General features: G+C 63.7%; 15 protein-coding genes and 1 pseudogene. 10 read left to right on the top strand and 6 right to left on the bottom strand.

What is annotated here, in order from left to right; genetic code table 11:
• Positions 1–139 precede the first annotated feature (139 nt).
• The 4 genes and pseudogenes from AC07NV_RS16705 (at position 140) to AC07NV_RS16690 (ending at position 2,180) form a co-directional block, all read left to right on the top strand.
• Positions 140–355 carry a hypothetical protein gene (locus tag AC07NV_RS16705; protein WP_495167510.1) on the top strand — a complete coding sequence of 72 codons (216 nt, stop codon included), beginning with the start codon at positions 140–142 and terminating at the stop codon, positions 353–355.
• Between the two features lie 12 nt (positions 356–367).
• Positions 368–1,414: pseudogene (locus AC07NV_RS16700) on the top strand (acetyl-CoA C-acyltransferase); the annotation flags it as partial.
• A 97-nt stretch (positions 1,415–1,511) separates the two neighbouring features.
• On the top strand, positions 1,512–1,727 hold the full coding sequence (locus AC07NV_RS16695) for a hypothetical protein (RefSeq protein ID WP_495167509.1): 216 nt from the start codon (positions 1,512–1,514) through the stop codon (positions 1,725–1,727).
• Between the two features lie 81 nt (positions 1,728–1,808).
• Complete coding sequence (locus AC07NV_RS16690) at positions 1,809–2,180, top strand: DUF3703 domain-containing protein (RefSeq protein ID WP_495167653.1); 372 nt, start codon at positions 1,809–1,811, stop codon at positions 2,178–2,180.
• Here the strand turns inward: AC07NV_RS16690 and AC07NV_RS16685 are convergent.
• The 3 genes from AC07NV_RS16685 to AC07NV_RS16675 all read right to left on the bottom strand — a co-directional run bounded on the left by AC07NV_RS16685 (position 2,101) and on the right by AC07NV_RS16675 (position 6,784).
• Positions 2,101–2,829, bottom strand: coding sequence for a DUF4377 domain-containing protein (locus AC07NV_RS16685; protein WP_495167508.1), 729 nt, complete (start codon positions 2,827–2,829; stop codon positions 2,101–2,103). The two genes, AC07NV_RS16690 and AC07NV_RS16685, sit on opposite strands and share 80 nt — an antisense overlap.
• Before the next feature lie 328 nt (positions 2,830–3,157).
• Positions 3,158–4,453, bottom strand: coding sequence for a metallophosphoesterase (locus tag AC07NV_RS16680; RefSeq protein WP_495167507.1), 1,296 nt, complete (start codon positions 4,451–4,453; stop codon positions 3,158–3,160).
• A 24-nt stretch (positions 4,454–4,477) separates the two neighbouring features.
• On the bottom strand, positions 4,478–6,784 hold the full coding sequence (locus AC07NV_RS16675) for a TonB-dependent receptor (protein WP_495167506.1): 2,307 nt from the start codon (positions 6,782–6,784) through the stop codon (positions 4,478–4,480).
• Between the two features lie 189 nt (positions 6,785–6,973).
• On the opposite strand from AC07NV_RS16675, the gene AC07NV_RS16670 reads away from it, so the two are divergent.
• Together AC07NV_RS16670 and AC07NV_RS16665 are read left to right on the top strand one after the other, a co-directional pair.
• Complete coding sequence (locus AC07NV_RS16670) at positions 6,974–7,561, top strand: TetR/AcrR family transcriptional regulator (RefSeq protein ID WP_495167505.1); 588 nt, start codon at positions 6,974–6,976, stop codon at positions 7,559–7,561.
• A gap of 77 nt (positions 7,562–7,638) precedes the next feature.
• Positions 7,639–8,268: a GNAT family N-acetyltransferase gene (locus AC07NV_RS16665; protein ID WP_495167504.1), complete on the top strand. Its 630-nt coding sequence runs from the start codon at positions 7,639–7,641 to the stop codon at positions 8,266–8,268.
• Positions 8,269–8,402: 134 nt separating this feature from the next.
• Here AC07NV_RS16665 and fahA read toward each other — a convergent pair whose 3' ends face one another.
• Entirely contained in the window at positions 8,403–9,689 is a 1,287-nt protein-coding gene (fahA, locus tag AC07NV_RS16660) for a fumarylacetoacetase (RefSeq protein ID WP_495167503.1), read from the bottom strand.
• A gap of 73 nt (positions 9,690–9,762) precedes the next feature.
• On the opposite strand from fahA, the gene AC07NV_RS16655 reads away from it, so the two are divergent.
• Positions 9,763–10,224, top strand: coding sequence for a MarR family winged helix-turn-helix transcriptional regulator (locus AC07NV_RS16655; protein ID WP_495167502.1), 462 nt, complete (start codon positions 9,763–9,765; stop codon positions 10,222–10,224).
• Between the two features lies 1 nt (position 10,225).
• Positions 10,226–11,206 carry a 2-dehydropantoate 2-reductase gene (locus tag AC07NV_RS16650; protein ID WP_495167501.1) on the top strand — a complete coding sequence of 327 codons (981 nt, stop codon included), beginning with the start codon at positions 10,226–10,228 and terminating at the stop codon, positions 11,204–11,206.
• Between the two features lie 39 nt (positions 11,207–11,245).
• Here the strand turns inward: AC07NV_RS16650 and AC07NV_RS16645 are convergent, their stop codons facing one another.
• The gene (locus AC07NV_RS16645; protein ID WP_495167500.1) at positions 11,246–12,694 is read right to left on the bottom strand and encodes a CYTH and CHAD domain-containing protein; all 1,449 of its coding nucleotides are present in this window, start codon (positions 12,692–12,694) and stop codon (positions 11,246–11,248) included.
• Between the two features lie 261 nt (positions 12,695–12,955).
• On the opposite strand from AC07NV_RS16645, the gene AC07NV_RS16640 reads away from it, so the two are divergent.
• Together AC07NV_RS16640 and AC07NV_RS16635 are read left to right on the top strand one after the other, a co-directional pair.
• A complete protein-coding gene (locus AC07NV_RS16640; RefSeq protein ID WP_495167499.1) occupies positions 12,956–13,867 on the top strand; it encodes a LysR family transcriptional regulator in 912 nt (303 codons plus the stop codon).
• Positions 13,868–13,964: 97 nt separating this feature from the next.
• On the top strand, positions 13,965–15,209 hold the full coding sequence (locus AC07NV_RS16635) for an acyl-CoA dehydrogenase family protein (RefSeq protein WP_495167498.1): 1,245 nt from the start codon (positions 13,965–13,967) through the stop codon (positions 15,207–15,209).
• 46 nt (positions 15,210–15,255) lie between these two features.
• Here the strand turns inward: AC07NV_RS16635 and AC07NV_RS16630 are convergent, their stop codons facing one another.
• Positions 15,256–16,902, bottom strand: a complete 1,647-nt coding sequence (locus AC07NV_RS16630; RefSeq protein WP_495167497.1) for an N-acyl-D-amino-acid deacylase family protein — start codon at positions 16,900–16,902, stop codon at positions 15,256–15,258.
• Positions 16,903–17,022: the final 120 nt, after the last annotated feature.

Below are 17,022 nucleotides of genomic sequence, written 5' to 3'. Positions count from 1 at the left end.
GCACCATATCGCAGTCGTGGCGGCATCTCCCCTCCCCCTTGCCGCCAGCGGGGCGTCGCCGATGCGGCGCTTTTAGAGAGCGAGCCGGTTGTCCCCCCTGCCGGCTCGCTACTCGCCTCGCCAAGTCAGGAGACTGTCGATGACGCGCTTCAAACAGGATGTCTTTATCGCCGCCGGCCTCCGCACCCCTTTCGGGCGCGGCGGCGGTCCGCTCTCGGCCTATGACGCGATCGGTCTGTCGGTTCCGGTGGTACAGGCGATGGCGGATCAACTCGCCGACCGGCGGCCGGACCTCCTGCTATGGGGCACTGTCATCCCCAGCCTTGGCTGGAGCAATATCGCTCGCGAGGTCTAGCTCGACGCCAAGCTCGACCCCACCGTCCCGGCTTTTTCCGTCGTCCTCGCCTGCTCGACCAGCATGACCGCCGCCTTCGCAGCTGCGGGTATGATCGGCCCCGGCATCGACACGGTGCTGGTCGGCGGCGCCGAGGTGATGAGCCGCCCGCCGATCGGTCTGCAGCCCGAAACCGCGGTGCGCCTGATGGGCCTGTTCGCGAAAGACCCGCCGGCGGCGCTCGCCGCACTGGGCGCGCTGACGCCGCAGGATTTCATCCTGCCCGTGAAAGGCTGGGCCAACCGGATTACCGGGCTGACGATGGGCGATCATATGGAAATCACCGCCAAGGAGTGGGGCATTGGCCGCGAGGCGCAGGACGAATGGGCGTATCAGAGCCATGCGCGCGCGGTTGCTGGCTGGAACGGTGGCTTCTTCGACGATCTGGTCATTCCCTTTGGCGGCCTCGACCGCGACGCCAATCCGCGCGCCGATTCGACGCTGGAAAAACTTGCCAGCCTGCCGCCCGCTTTCGACAAGACGAGCGGTCAGGGGACGATCACTGCGGGCAATGCAACGCCGATCACCGACGGCGCCGCAGGCGCCTGGGTCGTGTCCGAGACCGGACGGGCGCGGTTGCCCGACACGGTGCCCTATGCACGGCTTGTCGATTATGAAGTCGCCGCAGTCGATCACGCGCGTGACGGGCTGTTGATGGCGCCGTCCTTCGCGATCCCGAAGTTGCTCGCGCGCCATGGTCTCAGCTTCGAAGACATCGACCTGTGGGAAATCCACGAGGCCTTCACCGCGCAGGCGCTCGCCAATATCGCGGCGCTGGAAAAACCGGGCTGGATTGCAGAAAAGACGGGAATCACCAAAGACTTTGGGCGCTTCCCGCGCGAACGCGTGAACCCCAATGGCGGCTCCGTTGCCATCGGTCATCCTTTTGCCGCCACCGGCGCACGCGACCTGAGCCAGGCGGTGAAGGAATTGTGGGCGATGCCGATCGGATCGCGCGCGATCGTCAGTGTCTGCGCCGACGGCGGCGAGGGGACGGTCTCGTTGCTGGAACGGGTGTGATGCTATCATCCACCATGCGAGGCTCGCCCGCGGGGCGGCCTCGCTACCGCTTTGGGATATCGACCTCTATATAGTCGTAAAAGTGAGAAACAGGGCGATGACGGAAAAAAGAGGCACCGAAGCCGCGCGCATAGCGGCAGCGCAATATCTGAAGGCACAGGGCTACGAGCAAGAAGCCAAACTCGTCGCCGAAGGTCAGGGCGACGACTTTCGCGAAGTAGCTATTGCACGCGCGCTGTGGAATATCATGAATGTTCCACCGTCACCGCCCACGAAGCGGCTTGGCCGCCGCATCGTCGGAGAAGAATGCTAAAAGATCACCTCGATGGAGACTATCGGCAAATCGGTCACGGCACGACTGTCAGATCCTCTTGCATAACCGACGACGCTTGCAATAGGCCGGATACGATCTCTCGGCGCGCGGGGAACGCTTCAAAACTGCGGACAGCTCGTCCGGCTCATCGGAGCGGCCCCCTTCCACATTGCGGGCTGGGCTCCCGCCGGAAACACTGGCGGAGCGGACGTCTCGCCAACGCGGCCGATGCCGATTCCCTCTGACTTGCAATCCTGTCTTGAAGGTCATTCGCTGCGCAAAGGCTTGATCGTGCGCGCCACTTTGCAAAGGCCTGCGAAGCGTGACCGGGGTCGGCCGGGGAGTCCTGCGATACACCCCGGTCGGCCTGTTATCATGGATTGGCCATCCTCTGCTCAATCACCTGATCGAGAGTCCAGAGGATCGACGAGGCGTCGGCGGGCGGATTTTTGACCTGTTCTTCTATGATCCGCAGGCGATATTCGATCCCCGGCTGCGGGACGAAATCGACGATCCCGCTATAATGAAGCTGCCAGGCGTCGCCGTCCTTCTCGCGGACCTGCAGACAGGTCATCGGCGCGACACCCATGCACGGCTTGGTTTCGGCCGAGACGTAAATCAGCTTGCGTGGTGCATCGGCAGCGGGCTTGTGCGTCGCACGATAAGTAAGCGTCACCCCTTTTGCCGTGCGCAGGACAAGCCGGTTACCGCTGATCTTGTATCGCGTGACAGCTCCAAGCTCGTCGACATAGCTGCGCTCTGCGGACATCGCAGGTTCGGGACACGCCATGAGCGTGCTGGCAAAGCCACCCTTCCCGTTACCGAAGCGAAGTGTGCTGCCCTTGACCTTGAACGCACCGCTGGTCCGGTTACATCCGGTTGTCCCGGAAAAGCGCCCGCTCTCTGCGTCGAAGTCGAGACGGAGCGTCGTGCCTTCAGGCAGCGTGCGGCCGCTCCATTCGACAAGGTCCCAATGCTGCGAAGCGAGCGCCGGAACGCCCTTCCCGGGCTGTAGCGACGAAACACTCGCGTGTGCACCGGTTGCTGCAAGCAAGCCGGCCATGGCAATCGACATGGCGCCGGCATGGCGGAAGGAATACATTCTTGGCTCCTTTTTCGAGATTGAGCGCGCATCTGGGCATCATGCGCTGAATTGGGCCTGTCCCGCTCGTTGCCGGGGCGAAAGAAACCCGACTCCTTCTCGACAGGACGGTTTCAGCTCGAAAGCACGGGATAAGCCAGCTCAACACATGAACAACAGAATGACCTCACCGGGCCGGTAGCGGTCTGCCGGTTTCCGATATCGAAACACCAAAACCGATACATGCGTCGAAACCGTCTCCTGCTCGCGAATGGCCTGAACGGAAGTCCGACGTCCAGCCTCGTCGCGAATGAGACCGGACGTCGAAAACCACCCCTTTTGACAACCGCTATTTCACGCGTGCCGTCTTGTCGAAGCGGGTGCGGAAGTCCGTGAGATCGATCCGGAAATCGTCGCCGGCGCGATAGGCCTCGTCAGTCAGGTGCGGCTGCTCTTGAGCCTTGTACCATTGGACATATTCGGGAGTGTCGCTGCTCTGCTTGCCGTAATGGGTGGAATAGGTCCGCACCTTTACCACCGGCGTTTCGGGCGCCATGTCGAACGTCATCAACCGCATCCAGCCGTCGCCTATCCCCTCGCCCTGCATCAGCGGACGCCCGGCATCCTTCGCGGTTTGTCCGCGCGCCTGATAGTCGGAAAGGATCTGATAGACCTTGTTCCCCGACCGGTTGGTATCGACGCGCATCGCCTGCGCATGCTGGTGGCCGCACAGCAGCATGAAGATCTGGTCGTGCTGGCTCACCAGCTTTTCCCACACCAGTTCGGGATTATTGTCCTGGCTGTCGACCGCATGGCTATCGATCGCCGGGTTCGAAAGGCGTCGCCCCTGCGTATCGAGAAAATTATGGGTCGAAATGATCGTCGGCAGGCCCGGATAGCGCTTGATCACCGACGAGGCCCATTCAAGCGACGCATCGGGCGCATCGAACTGCAGTCCGATGTGCAGGAAGCGGTAGCCGCCCGCGGTGAAGATCTGCGCGCTGTCGGCACCGTCGTCGTGCGCCGCGACATACCAGGGCTTGCCGCGAAAATAGTCGGACTTGTCGGAAAAGACCGACTTGAAATTCGATAGGCCGCCGGGGTGGAGCATGCCGAGGCTCGACATATCCTTGAAGACGGCAGCAGGCGGGTGATTGGAATCGGTCCACATTGCGTCATAGTCGTGGTTGCCCGGAACGACCGAGAAAGGCACCTTGCCCGCGATCAGGTCGTACCCCTTCTTCGCGGCGGGCATTTCGACCGTGCGCACCTTAGGCGTCGGGGCGAAATGCGAATCCATGATCGGGTTGGGCACCCGCTTGAACCCGCGTGCGGTATGGCCGGGGTCCATATCGGTCGATTGATGCTGCCAGATATCGCCGAGCGCGGTCACAAAGGCGATGTCGCCGCCAGCGCTTTCGACGTTCGCGGCGATATATTGCATCTGTTCGAAGAACATCTTGTTTGCGTCGAAGGGAAAACCCTCGGCGCTCTGGTGGGTGTAATCCATATAATTCTGCGTGTCGGGGATCACCGCAATGGTAAAGCTGTCATCCTTGGCTAGCGCCGGGGTACCGGCGGCCAGCGCGAAGGCGAGCGCCGAACCGATCGCCGAGCGGCGCGTGATATGCTTGAAAAAGGTCATGCTACGTCTCCTGAATTGGGTGGGTCAGAACTGAAAGCCGACTTCGGCGGTGAACATGCGCGGCGTCCCGGCGATGAAGCTGGGGATGCCGAAATTGTCGCCGGTATTGCCGGCATCGATGACATATTTGGCGTCGAGCGCATTCTTGAGCGCGACTTCGAACCGCCAGCGCTGGTCCGCGGTGCGGACGCCCGCGCGAAGATTCAGCAGCCCATAGGCTTTCTGAACCTCGTCGACCGCGAAGTCGGCGGGCTGCAGGTCGCGGCGGTCGTTGTCGTCGTCGAAGAAGAAGCGCGATTGCCAGCTATAGGCCGGGTTGAAATAGAGCTCGATCCTGTCGCCGACCGGCGCGGTCACGAAGGCGCCGAACGAGACGCTGTGGTCGGGCGCGTTGCGGAAGCGGTTCCCGTCATAAGCGCCGCCGGTCAGCCGCGCATGATTATACGAATAATTGGCGAAGAGTTGCAGCCAGCTTGCAGGATTGGCCTGCACCTGCGCCTCGAAACCATAAGCCTCCGCCTCGCCGGCATTGACCGTGGTCAGCGTGCCGTCGATCGTCTTCACCGTCTGGAAATTGCTGTAGTCGAAATAATAGGCCGCGCCCTCGAACAGCAGCTTACCGCCCGCCGCTGTGCCCTTGAGTCCCAGTTCATAGCTGTTGACGAGTTCCGCCGGCGCCACCGAGACCGGCGCGGTCGCGGAGATGTTGAGCGCGGGCGAACGGCGTCCGCGATTATAGCTGAGATAGGCGTTGAGATTGTCGCCAAGCTCATATTGCGCCGCGGCGCGCCAGCTCCAGCCGCTGAAGCTGTCCCCGGCGGATAGCGTCGCGCCGCCCGCGGTCGGCTGGAAAAAGATGCCGCGGCCGGTCAGGCGGCTCGGACCGTTCGGCAGCGTACCGACGACCGTCGCGCCCTTCTTGTCGTGCGTCCAGCGCAGGCCCGCGGTCAGCGACAGGCGGTCGGTCGCGCGCCAGGTGCCGTCGGCGAAGATATCGACCGTCTTGGCGGTGCCCCCGAAGGTCGAATCATCCTGATGCGCGGGCTTCAACGCACCCCCGAGCGGGCCGAGCGCGGCGAGGATCTGCGCCTGCGTCAGGCCCATCGGCGCCGAGCGCAGCAGCGCACCCGAAAAGAGAAGCGCGGTTGCGCGCTCGTCGAACTGGAAAAGATAACGGTCATCGTTCGACAGGTCGACGTAGGAGGCGCCGACCACGCCGGTAAAGGCGCCCTTGTTGTCATAGGTCAGGCGCAGTTCCTGCGTCGTCTGGTCGCCCCAGCTTTCCCCCACGCCCGCGATGATGTTCATGAAGGTGCCGTCGGGATCGAATGCCTCGACATTGCGATATTTGCGGTGGCTGGTGATCGAGTTGAGCGTCAGCGCCTCGCTGACGTCCCACGCGCCGAGCAGCGTCACGTCCTCGAGCTTGCGGTCGATGTAGAGCCGGTCGCCGGCGAGCCCCGCGAACGAGCCGAGTACGACTCCGCTATGCGGCTTCGTATCACCCAGCATCGCACCCGTCGCCGGATCGCGCGGCACGAAGATGTTCGATTTGAATCCGGTGCCACCCTGCGGCGTATTCTCCTCGCGGTTATAGATGAGGTCGAAGCGTAGCCCGTTCGCCGGGGTGAAGCGCAGCGCGCCGCGATAGGCCAGCGTGTCGACCGCGTTGAAATCGGGACCGCCAGCCAGATTCTCGATATATCCGCCGCGCTTGCGCCACTTCATCGCCACACGCACCGCGAGCATATCCTCTACGAGCGGCGCGTTCGCCATCGCTTCGGCCATGCGATAGCCATAGTCGCCGATCCCGGCCGACGCCTTGATCGCGAAGTCGCTGCCCGCCTTGTTCTGGATCACATTGACGCCGCCGATCAACGCCCCGCGGCCGAACAGTGTCGATTGCGGCCCCTTCGCGATCTCGATGCGTTCCATGTCATAGAGTTCGAACGCCGATGCCGCGACCGACGAGGTCGACACACCGTCGAGATAGATCGAGACGCGCTGCTCGCCGATCCCGTCGGAGGTGATGCCGCGGATGATGAAGCCGGGCGCGCCGACACTCTGCTCGCGGACCTCGAACCCGGGGGTATAGAGGCTGACGTCTTCAAGCGTGTCGGCCCCGATCTTGTCGAGCATGCCGGCATCGAACGCGGAGAGGCTGATCGGCACGTCGATGATCGACTGTTCGCGCTTTTGCGCGGTGACGACGATCGCTTCCGAATCGCCGCCGGCGCCGGCGTCGGCCGCCTCGAGCATTTCGGCATGGGCCGGGGTGGCGACGAGCAGCCCGAGCAGGCTGGCGGAAAGCAGAAAAGGCTGGAAGGACACAGAAAAACCTTTCGTTGGAAGAGCCGAATTATTACGATACATCGTCGTAACGTTTATATTTTCGATACGGGCGTGTATTGGAAAACGACGACAGTTTTGTGAAAGCGCGGTCTGGTGGAGGCGGCGCAGGAAAATGAGGCGAGAATGACCGGAGAAGAACCAAAGGAGCTGCCGGGCCGGGGGCGCCCGATGAGCGCGGAACTCGACGATGCGATACTCGAGGCGGCGTGCGACGTGCTGGCGGCGCAAGGCTATCGCGGCTTTTCCTTCGACGCCGTTGCCAAGGCGGCGGGGACCACCCGCCCCGCCATCTACCGCCGCTGGGACAAGCGCGAGGACTTGCTGCTCGCAGCGCTCGACCATGTCATGCGGGTCCACAGCGCCGACGCCGACGTCGCCCGGATTTTGGCGGGGGCCAGTGACAAGGAGTTGCGCGGTCTGATCGACAAGATGCTCGACAGTTTCGTGACGATCGTCGCGGACCGCCGTGTCGCTGCGGTGAGCATCGCAGTGTCGGCCGCGATGTACGAGGATCCCGAGCTACGCGCGCTGGCGCAGGCACATCATTATGACCGGCGCAAACCGCTCGAGGCGGTGCTGGGCCTTGCACGCGACCGCGGCCTGCTGCGGGGCGACATTCCGCTCGACGACCTGATCCACATCTTCGTGGGTGCCGTACAATATCGCTCGAACATGCTGGTCGAGCCCATCACCGGCGAATATGCGGCCAATGTGCTGAAACTGCTTATGGTGCAATCGGGCGAGGCCGGCGCCTAGCCTGGTTCTGACATTGTGGACGGGCTATGTTCCGACCGAAAACGGTCACCGTGGACACCCGGATTTTCGCGCGTGATATGAAAGCCGACAGCATGAGCGCCCCGCCCACAACGAGACTCGAAGTCACCGCGGACGAGGAAGCCGCGATACGCGCGGCCGTTCGCGGCGCCGACCTCGCCCTTCTCGGTCCGCAACATCATATCGCGGACAGCAGCCACATAGCGGGCTTGATCGCGCTCTTGTCCGATCCCGGCGTCTCCGATCCGATCTACGACTTGCCAAGACCTTTTACGCACGATGTTCTGGCCGCGTGGATTTCCGAAGCCCGCGACAGGCAGGCGCACGGCGAGGCGATACTGACCGTAACGGTCGACGAACAAGGAACCGTCTCCGGCTATTCCTATTTCACCATCTGGCCCGGGCGGGCCGCAGGCGAACTGGCGGGAGCGCATCGCACCCGCGGGCAGGGTCAGGGCCGGGGCAAAACTGGCGCCGTGCGCAGTTTCGGATGGATGTTCGAACATCTGGGAATCCGCCTGATCGGCCTCACCGCGGCCACTGACAACTACCGGTCGGCACGCGTGATCGAGGCCGCCGGCTTCGTGGCGATGGGTGAAAGAGAGAGCGTCAGACCCGACGGGTCCATCCGCGTGTCCCGCTATTGGGAACTTGCGCGTGATCAATGGCGAACCACCGGCTCCTCATGAGTTTGGCGTTGCCCCGCTGCGCCATAGCTCGCACCGCCGCTTATTCGAGGGTCTTGATACCAATACCGCCAAAGACATAGCACGGAGACGGGACAAGCGAACCGCCCGCCGGGCGCTGCACTTCGCGTCGAGGATTATCCCGGCGCCGGTAAAACCACCGCACGGCACTCACCGAAACCGATCGTAACCCGGCCGTCCTTCCGCGCCCGCGCCGACAGCAAGATCTCGTCGCCATCTTCAACAAAGCGCCGCATTTCCCCGTTGGGAAGCGTGACAGGCTCGCTGCCGCCGCGGGTCATTTCAAGCAGGCTGCCAAAACCCTCCCGGTCGGGCGCCGAAATCGTACCGGTGCCCAGCAAGTCGCCCGGGTTGAGATTGCAGCCACCCGAGGCGTGGTGGGCGACCATCTGCGCGACCGTCCAGTACATGTTGGACGCGGAGCCGCAGCTCAGCCGATGCGGAGCCATGCCGGCCGCGCGCATCCGGTCGGTCAGCAGACTCACCTCGAGTTCGAGTTCGAGCGCGCCCGATTCCTGATCGGCCTCATCCCACAGATAAGGCAAAGGCCGGGGATCGCCGGTGGGCCGCGCCGGTTGCGCACATCGAAACGGCGCCAGCGCCTCGGCAGTGATCACCCAGGGCGAAATCGTCGTCTGAAAATTCTTCGCAAGGAACGGACCGAGCGGCTGATATTCCCATGCCTGAAAATCGCGCGCCGACCAGTCGTTGAGCAAGCAGAAGCCCGCGATATGCTCGCCCGCCGAACCGATCGGAATCGTCGTGCCGAGCGCATTGCCCTCGCCGATCCAGACACCAAGTTCGAGCTCATAGTCGAGCCGCTGCGACGGACCGAAGCTGGGCCCCGATGCGTCGGGCGCCTTATGCTGACCGACCGGTCGCACCACCGGCACGCCCGACGGCCGGATCGACGAGGCGCGGCCATGATAGCCGATCGGCACATGCTTGTAATTGGGGAGCAGCGGATTGTCGGGCCGGAACAAGGTGCCGACATTGGTCGCGTGATGAATGCCGACATAGAAGTCGGTATAGTCGCCGATCGTCGCGGGCATGTGCAATTCGCATTCGGCGGCCAGATGCAGCGCCGGCTCGATCGCGTCCCGATATTGACGGTCGGACAACAGCGAAGACAGACGCCGGCGCAAGATCACCCGCACGGCACGCGGCAAAGCGAAGAGGCTGTTGAGCGCGCTTTCGGCAAGCGCCTGCCCGACCCCGGCCGGTAGCAGCCCTGCAATCGCCGCAAGATCGACGATATGATCGCCGATCGCGACACCCGGTCGCGGTCCGCCAGCAGGCGGCGAGAAAATGCCAAACGGCAGATTCTGGACCGGGAAGTCTCGGTGGCCATTGGCTCCCGGCACCCAGCTCGTCCGTTCAGGCTGGTGGGTTTCGTCGATCATGCAGCCCCCTATTGGTAACAATTGAAACCACATACGCCGGTTGCAAAACTAGTGTCAAATGATACTATCTTTCATGGACAAACCCTCGCTGCGGCTCGACAGCTTCCTCCCCTACCGGCTCTCCTTCACCACCAATCGCGTCAGCGACGTGATTGCGAAAGCCTATGAAAGTCTGTTCGCGCTGCGCATCCCGGACTGGCGGTTGATCGCTGTAATCGCCGAAAATCCGGCCGGAATCACACAACATGAGATCGGGTTAAAGACCCGGATGGACAAGGTAATAGTGAGCCGCGCGGCGATCGCGCTCATCGATCGCGGGTTGCTCGCACGCAAGCCGGTTAGCGGCGATAAGCGCTCGCACCTGCTCCAGCTCACTGCGGCCGGGTGGGAACTGTACGCCGCCGTGGCGCCCAAGGCGATCGAGCTCGAGAAACGGATCTTTGACGCCTTTCCAAAGGAAGATCTCGTTCGGTTCGAGAAGATGCTTCGCGATATCGACCGGATCGTGTCGGGAATAGAAGCTGGGGAGAGTTGAGATGAAGATAGCGATCGTCGGCGCCGGTGCGATCGGCGGCTGGATGGGGATACGCCTCGCGGCAGCGGGCAACGCTGTGAGTGTTCTCGCGCGCGGCGCAACGCTTGCGGCTCTCCGGGCGGCGCCCTGGCGGCTCGAACTGGAAGGACGGCTGTTCGAAGCGCCGGTCAAGGTGAGCGACGATCCCGCAGCCCTGGGCATCCAGGATCTTGTCATCATTGCGTTGAAGGGGCCCGCCTTGCCTGCACTGGCCTCGTCGCTGCGTCCCGTGATCGGGCCCGACACCATCGTCTTGCCTGCCATGAACGGAGTACCATGGTGGTTCCTTCTCAATGGCGGCGGCGAACTCGCGCCAACCCGGCTGGCGTCGGTCGATCCCGATGGTACGATCGCGAGGGCCATTCCGGCCGGGAGTATCATCGGATGCGTCGTCCATGCCACCGCAGCCGTCCGGAGCGCGGGGACCGTCGCGCACAAGGCCGGCAACAGGCTCATCATCGGCGAGCCCGACGGGTTCCTTTCACCGCGACTGGATCTTGTCGCCGATGTCCTCACCAATGCCGGATTCGACGTTGAACGAAGCACCGCCATCCGGCGCGACATCTGGTACAAACTCTGGGGCAATATGACGATGAACCCGATCTCGGCGATCACGGGCGCCACCTGTGACCGCTTGCTCGATGATCCGTTGGTCAGCGCCTTCGCATTGCGTGCCATGGCCGAAGCGCAGGCGATCGGCGCCCGGATCGGCTGCACCATTGCCGAACGCGGCGAGGACCGCATGGCTGTCACGCGCCAACTCGGGACATTCAAGACCTCGATGCTGCAGGATGCCGAGGCGGGTCGCCCGCTGGAAATCGACCAGCTTTTATCGGCGCCTATCGAGATCGGTACGGCGCTGGGCCTCAAGGTAGAAAATCTGCAGACTCTTTTGGGTCTGAGCCGCTTGTTCGGACGCGAGCGCGGTCTCTATCCGGCCTGAACAGGCGAACGGACTTTGGCCGATAGCCGAATGGCCGGATCACCAGAATATCTTGGTATCGATCAGATCTTCATGCGCGGCTTCCGCGCGATCGAGCAGCTTCTTTTTCGACCCATATCCCGGAAGCTCGACGACAGCATCGTCGCTCAACCCGGCCTTCGCAAGCACGGCCGGCGCGGCGACAAGGTCGTTGAGCATGCCCAACCGGTCCTGCAGCGCCTCCAGCCTCGCCAGAAAGCGCTTATGCCGCCGTCGTTCACGCTTGCGTTCGAACAGCGAGGCAAAGAATTCGGTCGCGTAGCGCAGCTTCTTTGCATCCTTCCGGACCATGTGCCGCGCGTCGTCGTCGAGGCTCGCCAGATCCCGCCCCTTGCGCTTGATCCGGCGCCGAAAGTGACGAAGCGCCCTTGCGGCATAGGCGCGTGCCGGTTGATCGCCATCCGCCTCCCCGCCCGATCCTTCGCTCCATTCGCCAGCCGCCGCCCATTCGACGAGGTCGAGCATGAGCGCGCGCGCGCGGGTGGATTGGAGCGCCACATCGACCCTGTCGTAGGCGGCTTCGCGCGCGGCCTCGATGCGATCGAAAATTACGCCGGGCCGGGCTCGCTCGCACAGCACGTCGAGGTCGCGGGCTTCGCCAAATATGGATGCCAGCCAGCGCAATTCCTTACCGATCGGCACGCCACCATCGCCGATCATCGGCTTGAAGATCGCCAGAGCCGACCGCAACCGGCGCAGCGCGACGCGTGCCTGATGCAACGCGGCCTGATCGCGGGCCTCCATGAGCAGCATCTCGTTCAGCCGGAACTGGCGGATGCACGCCTCGACGATACGCCGAAACGCCTGCGCCGCGGTCATATCCAGGGTGAGCGGAACGCGCGCAACCTTGACGCTGGTCGCAGCCGGACCAGTCAATCGGTAGCCGCGTTCGGATTTCGTGAGGGCGCCGAGCCGCACCGGCGCAACCGCGTCGATCTTGCGAGCGAGCGCGAACAGGGCCGCGCGATCCCCCGATTTCAGCTCCAGTTCGATTTCGCAGACCGGTGACCGCCGCTCCCCGGCAATCACCTCGCCCCGGTCGAGCACGAGCTCGATCGAGGCCGCTTCGTCAGCGATGTTCCAGGTGCGGCGGGCGATCCGTACCTCGAACGCCGGGCCAACAGCATCGGCCGCCTTGCCCAGCACCGTGGGAAGCGGGGTGGCAAAGTCCAGCACCGGCGTGTCATTCTCCACCGGGCGCTCCCATTCCGACCGGATAAACAGCCCCGCCGTACCGGCTCCGCCGGCCTTGATCGTCTGGACGCGCTTTGCACCGGTGCGGCGAATGCGCAGCGAGAAGCCGGCTTTCGCCACCGCATGATCGCTCGTGTCGAAATAGGTCGATACCTGGCGTACCGCCCGGGGTTTCCCCGGCAGCAAGCCCGATGCCTCGATCCGGTCCGCATCGGCCGGCGACAGTTCGAGCTTCAATTCGATTTCATCTGCCATATGTTCAGGTCCTGACCAACAAATGTGGCGGTGCGGCGAGGCGTCCGAAATCGCGGCGGACCGTCTTGACCAACCTATCGACCGGCGGGTCTAGCCCCAATGTTTCAACATCGCCCTAATAGCAATGGCTGCAGTTTCGAGAGCATAATCTTTTACCGCGAGCGGTCCGGGGAGCAGCGCCGCACCATCGGTTCACTTCCGCGCCCATGACAGCTATGCCCCGACCATCGCGCTGTTGCCGACTTTGCTCAGGAGCCCCCCTTGCGGCATCTCGCCCGTTTCGATCTCAACCTGCTCAGGATATTCGAGGCGATATTCGCCAAGGGCGGGGTATCGGCCGCGGCGCGGCATCTGAACCTGTCGCAGCCGGCGATCAGCCACGCGCTGGCGCGGCTGCGCACCCAGTTCGACGACCCGCTTTTCGTGCGCCAGGGCAATCGTCTCGTTCCCACCCATGCCGCACGCGCGATCGCCGGACCGGTGCGCGAAGCGTTGCGCGGGCTCGATGCCGCGCTCGATGCCGCGACCGCGTTCGATCCCGCCCGGACAACGCGCGAATTCCGCATCGGCGTGCGCCTGTCGGGCGAAATGCCGCGTTTTTCGTCGCTCGTGTCGCGCGTGCGGCGTGCGGCGCCGCATGTCGCGCTCGCCAGCGTGACCTTCCGCCGCCGCGATCTGCTGATGATGCTCGCAAACGGCGATCTCGACCTCGCGCTCGACGTCGCGCTGCCCGCCAACGACCGGCTCTGCCGTCATTATCTCGGCACCGAACCGCTCGTCGTGGTGGCCCGCAAGGGACATCCGCGCGTCGACGGCGCGATCGACCTCGAAACCTATCTTTCGCTCGACCATATCATCGCGACAGCGCGGCCTTATGGTCCGGGGATCGAGGATATCGCGCTCGATCAGATGGGCGTGACGCGGCGCGTCGCCGTGCGGTGCCAGCATGCGATCACCGCCTGGCAAATCGTCGCTTCGTCCGACATGCTTTTCGCGCTCCCGCGATCGCATGCAGAGGTGCTCGACGCAATGTGGCCGATGCAGCTTGTCGAGCTTCCCCTACCGGTCGAGCAAAGCGGCAGCTATCTCTATTGGCATCAGGCATCGCAGGCCGACCCCGGCCTTGGCTGGCTTCGCACGATCATTGTCGAAGAACTGGCAAAGCCGGACTAGTCATTCGCAGAACGAATATAGCTTATTCGATCCTATCATTTTCTTAAATGACATGGCGCGCCTAGCGTTACCGGTGCCATCCACTGGAGACTTGCCCATGACCGAAATCGAACTTCAGGCCGAACTCAACGACCTCCGGATGTCAAAGGAGGCGCAGCCGCTCTTCGATGCCGTGAAGCGCCATATCGCCGAGAATGTCGATCCGATCACCGAGGAATTCTTCCGCCTTGGCGAAGCGCGTACCGATCGCTGGAGCTGGGCGCCGGGGCAGCTCGAATTGCTCGAAGGCGCGAAGAACAAGGCAAAGGCGGCGGGCCTGTGGAACTTCTTCCTGCCGCACGGCGACACCGGCACCCCGCTCAGCAACCTCGACTATGCCTATATTGCGGCCGAACTCGGCAAGTCGCCGCTCGCGTCGGAATCGCTCAACTGCTCGGCGCCCGACACAGGCAATATGGAAGTGCTCGAAATGGTCGGCACCCCCGATCAGAAGGAACGCTGGCTGAAGCCGCTCCTTAATGGCGAAATCCGTTCTGCCTATGTCATGACCGAACCCAATGTCGCCTCGTCGGACGCCGGCAATATCGAAACGAGCGCGCGGCTAGAGGGTGACGAGTGGGTCATCAATGGCGAGAAATATTTCATCAGCGGCGCCGGCGACCCGCGGTGCAAGATCCTGATCTGCATGGTGCAGACCAACCCCGAAGCCGCACGAAAGGCGCAGCATTCGCAGATTCTCGTGCCGATGGACACGCCCGGCGTGCAGGTACTGGGGCCGATGCGCGTCTTCGGCGCCGACCACGCGCCGCAGGGCCATATGCACATGCGCTTCGACAATGTCCGCGTGCCCAAAGACAATATGCTGCTCGGCGAAGGCCGCGGGTTCGAGATTTCGCAGATGCGCCTCGGGCCAGGCCGCATCCATCATTGCATGCGTACGATCGGCAAGGCCGAGGTCGCGCTCGACCTGATGGTGAAACGCGGCAATTCACGCACAGCCTTCGGCAAGCCGCTGTCGCAACTCGGCAAGAATATGGAAGTCATCGCGCGGGCGCGGATCGATATCGAGGCGATGCGCCTGATCGTGCTCAAGGCCGCAAAGGCAATGGATCTGCTCGGCAACCGCGAAGCGCGCGTCTGGGTGAGCATGGCCAAGGCGATGGTTCCCGAACGCGCCTGTCAGATCATCGATCAGGCGATTCAGATCCACGGCGCTACCGGCATTTCGCACTGGACCCCGCTGGCCGAGCTTTACGCCGACGTGCGCCACCTGCGCTTTGCCGACGGTCCCGACGAGGTGCATTATATGGTCGTCGGCCGCGACGAACTCGGGAGGCATTGATCGCGCAAGCGGCGGCGCCCCTTCAGGGGTCTTCAGTGCAAACCGTTCAACGCCGCCCGGTGCAACCGGTCGGCGGCGACCGCAACAGCGCGCGGCCGGCGACGGCGCCCGTTGCGCGGCTGTCATCGACCGCCAGCACGCCGTTGACGAACAGCTTCCGCACGCCGACGCTCAGTTCGCGCGGGCGCACATAGTCGGCGCGCGGCGCATATCCGGCGGGATCGAGGACGAGCACGTCGGCGAAATAGCCCGGGCGCAGATAGCCGCGCCGGTCGAGCTTGTAGATGTCGGCGGTGCGCCCCGTCGATTGGCGGATGAAGGTCTGCAGGTCGATGACTTTTCGCTCGCGAACATAACGCACATATTTTTCGGGGAAGGTCGCGAACATGCGCGGGTGGCCGTCCGATCCGTCGGACGATGTCACCATCCACGGTTGCTGCATCAGCAAGTCGACGTCCGCCTGCGCCATATTGAAGGAGGCCACCGCGGTGCCACCGCTCCTCTCTCCCTGATCCTTCGCCTCGATGCCCAGCCGGATGATGCGCAGCGCCGCATCGCGGCTGTCCATCTTCCATTCGCCCGCAACCTGCTCCAGCGTCTGTCCGGTCCACGGAAAGCCCTGCGCGATCAGGAGCAGCGCGCCCGCGCCGCCGCGCCGGCGAAGATTTTCCTGCATCTCGCCCCGGATCCGCGCGAGCGTGGCGGGATCGTCGAGCCTTTTCAGCAAGGCCGCTCCGCCGCCGTCGACCGCCCAGCGCGGCAGCAGCGACGCGTCGAGGTTCGATCCCGACGCCAGCCAGGGATATTGGTCGGCGGTCACCTCAACACCCGCTTTACGCGCGGCATCGATCGCGGCGATCACCGCGCCGGCCTGTCCATGAACGTCGACGCCCAGCGCCTTCAGATGGGCAAAATGGACCGGCATTCCCGCCTGCCGCCCGATCTCGATCGCTTCCTTCACCGATCCGAGCAGACCGATGCTATAGCTCGATTCATCGCGTTGATGGGTGTCGTAAAGGCCGCCGCGGGTCGCCGCCTCGCGCGCCACCGCCACCACCTCTGCGGTGGTGGCAAAGCTCTGCGGCGCATAGAATAGTCCGGTGGACAGGCCCACCGCGCCTTCGCACATACCCTTGGCCACCAACGCCTTCATCGCATCGAGTTCCGCCGGGCTTGGCGCGCGCGCATCCTGCCCAAGCACCCGCTGACGCACGGCGCTGAAACCGACGAACGACACGATGTTGGTCCCGATCCCCGATGCCGCCAGCTTGCCCGCATCTTCGGCGACATCGGGCGTGCCCGACCCGTCGACCCCGATCATCACGGTGCTCACCCCCTGGTTGAGCCAGGCCGCGTTGACGCGCATCGCCTTGTCCGGCGAGCGGATGAAGCTGTCGGGATGGGTGTGCGGATCGATGAAGCCGGGCGCGACGATCATCCCCTTTGCGTCGATGATCCTGTCCGCCGAATAGCGGCCCGAACGACCGACATGGACGATCCGGTCGCCCCGGATCGCGACATCGCCGACAACGGGCTTGCCGTCGCTGCCGTCATAAATCGTCCCCCCGCGGATGATCACATCGACCGTCTCGTCGGTTCGCGCCGCGGCTCCGGCGACGCAGAGCAGCGCGGCAGCCGCCGAAATCGAACCGATCGTCCGGCGAACGGAAAGCGAAGCAAGCGGTAGCGGCATCGACGATATCCTTCTGCGAAAATGACGGCGAACGGCATTCGGCACAGACCGTCCGTCAATATTATTCCGGCGACGAAATGTCGCGAACAGGCGCTCCGCGTCCAGAGAGTGTTGTTGCAC

Source organism: Sphingopyxis sp. GW821-FHT10B01, from assembly GCF_059415685.1.
Note: the sequence above shows the minus strand (reverse complement) of the source record. Positions and strands in the feature narration are given on the sequence as shown.

Coding starts and splice junctions, on each gene's coding strand:
- AC07NV_RS16705 (WP_495167510.1), top strand. CDS start 140: ATGACGCGCTTCAAACAGGATGTCTTTATCGCCGCCGGCCTCCGCACC.
- AC07NV_RS16695 (WP_495167509.1), top strand. CDS start 1,512: ATGACGGAAAAAAGAGGCACCGAAGCCGCGCGCATAGCGGCAGCGCAA.
- AC07NV_RS16685 (WP_495167508.1), bottom strand. CDS start 2,829: ATGTATTCCTTCCGCCATGCCGGCGCCATGTCGATTGCCATGGCCGGC.
- AC07NV_RS16680 (WP_495167507.1), bottom strand. CDS start 4,453: ATGACCTTTTTCAAGCATATCACGCGCCGCTCGGCGATCGGTTCGGCG.
- AC07NV_RS16670 (WP_495167505.1), top strand. CDS start 6,974: ATGAGCGCGGAACTCGACGATGCGATACTCGAGGCGGCGTGCGACGTG.
- AC07NV_RS16665 (WP_495167504.1), top strand. CDS start 7,639: ATGAAAGCCGACAGCATGAGCGCCCCGCCCACAACGAGACTCGAAGTC.
- fahA (WP_495167503.1), bottom strand. CDS start 9,689: ATGATCGACGAAACCCACCAGCCTGAACGGACGAGCTGGGTGCCGGGA.
- AC07NV_RS16655 (WP_495167502.1), top strand. CDS start 9,763: ATGGACAAACCCTCGCTGCGGCTCGACAGCTTCCTCCCCTACCGGCTC.
- AC07NV_RS16650 (WP_495167501.1), top strand. CDS start 10,226: ATGAAGATAGCGATCGTCGGCGCCGGTGCGATCGGCGGCTGGATGGGG.
- AC07NV_RS16645 (WP_495167500.1), bottom strand. CDS start 12,694: ATGGCAGATGAAATCGAATTGAAGCTCGAACTGTCGCCGGCCGATGCG.
- AC07NV_RS16635 (WP_495167498.1), top strand. CDS start 13,965: ATGACCGAAATCGAACTTCAGGCCGAACTCAACGACCTCCGGATGTCA.
- AC07NV_RS16630 (WP_495167497.1), bottom strand. CDS start 16,902: ATGCCGCTACCGCTTGCTTCGCTTTCCGTTCGCCGGACGATCGGTTCG.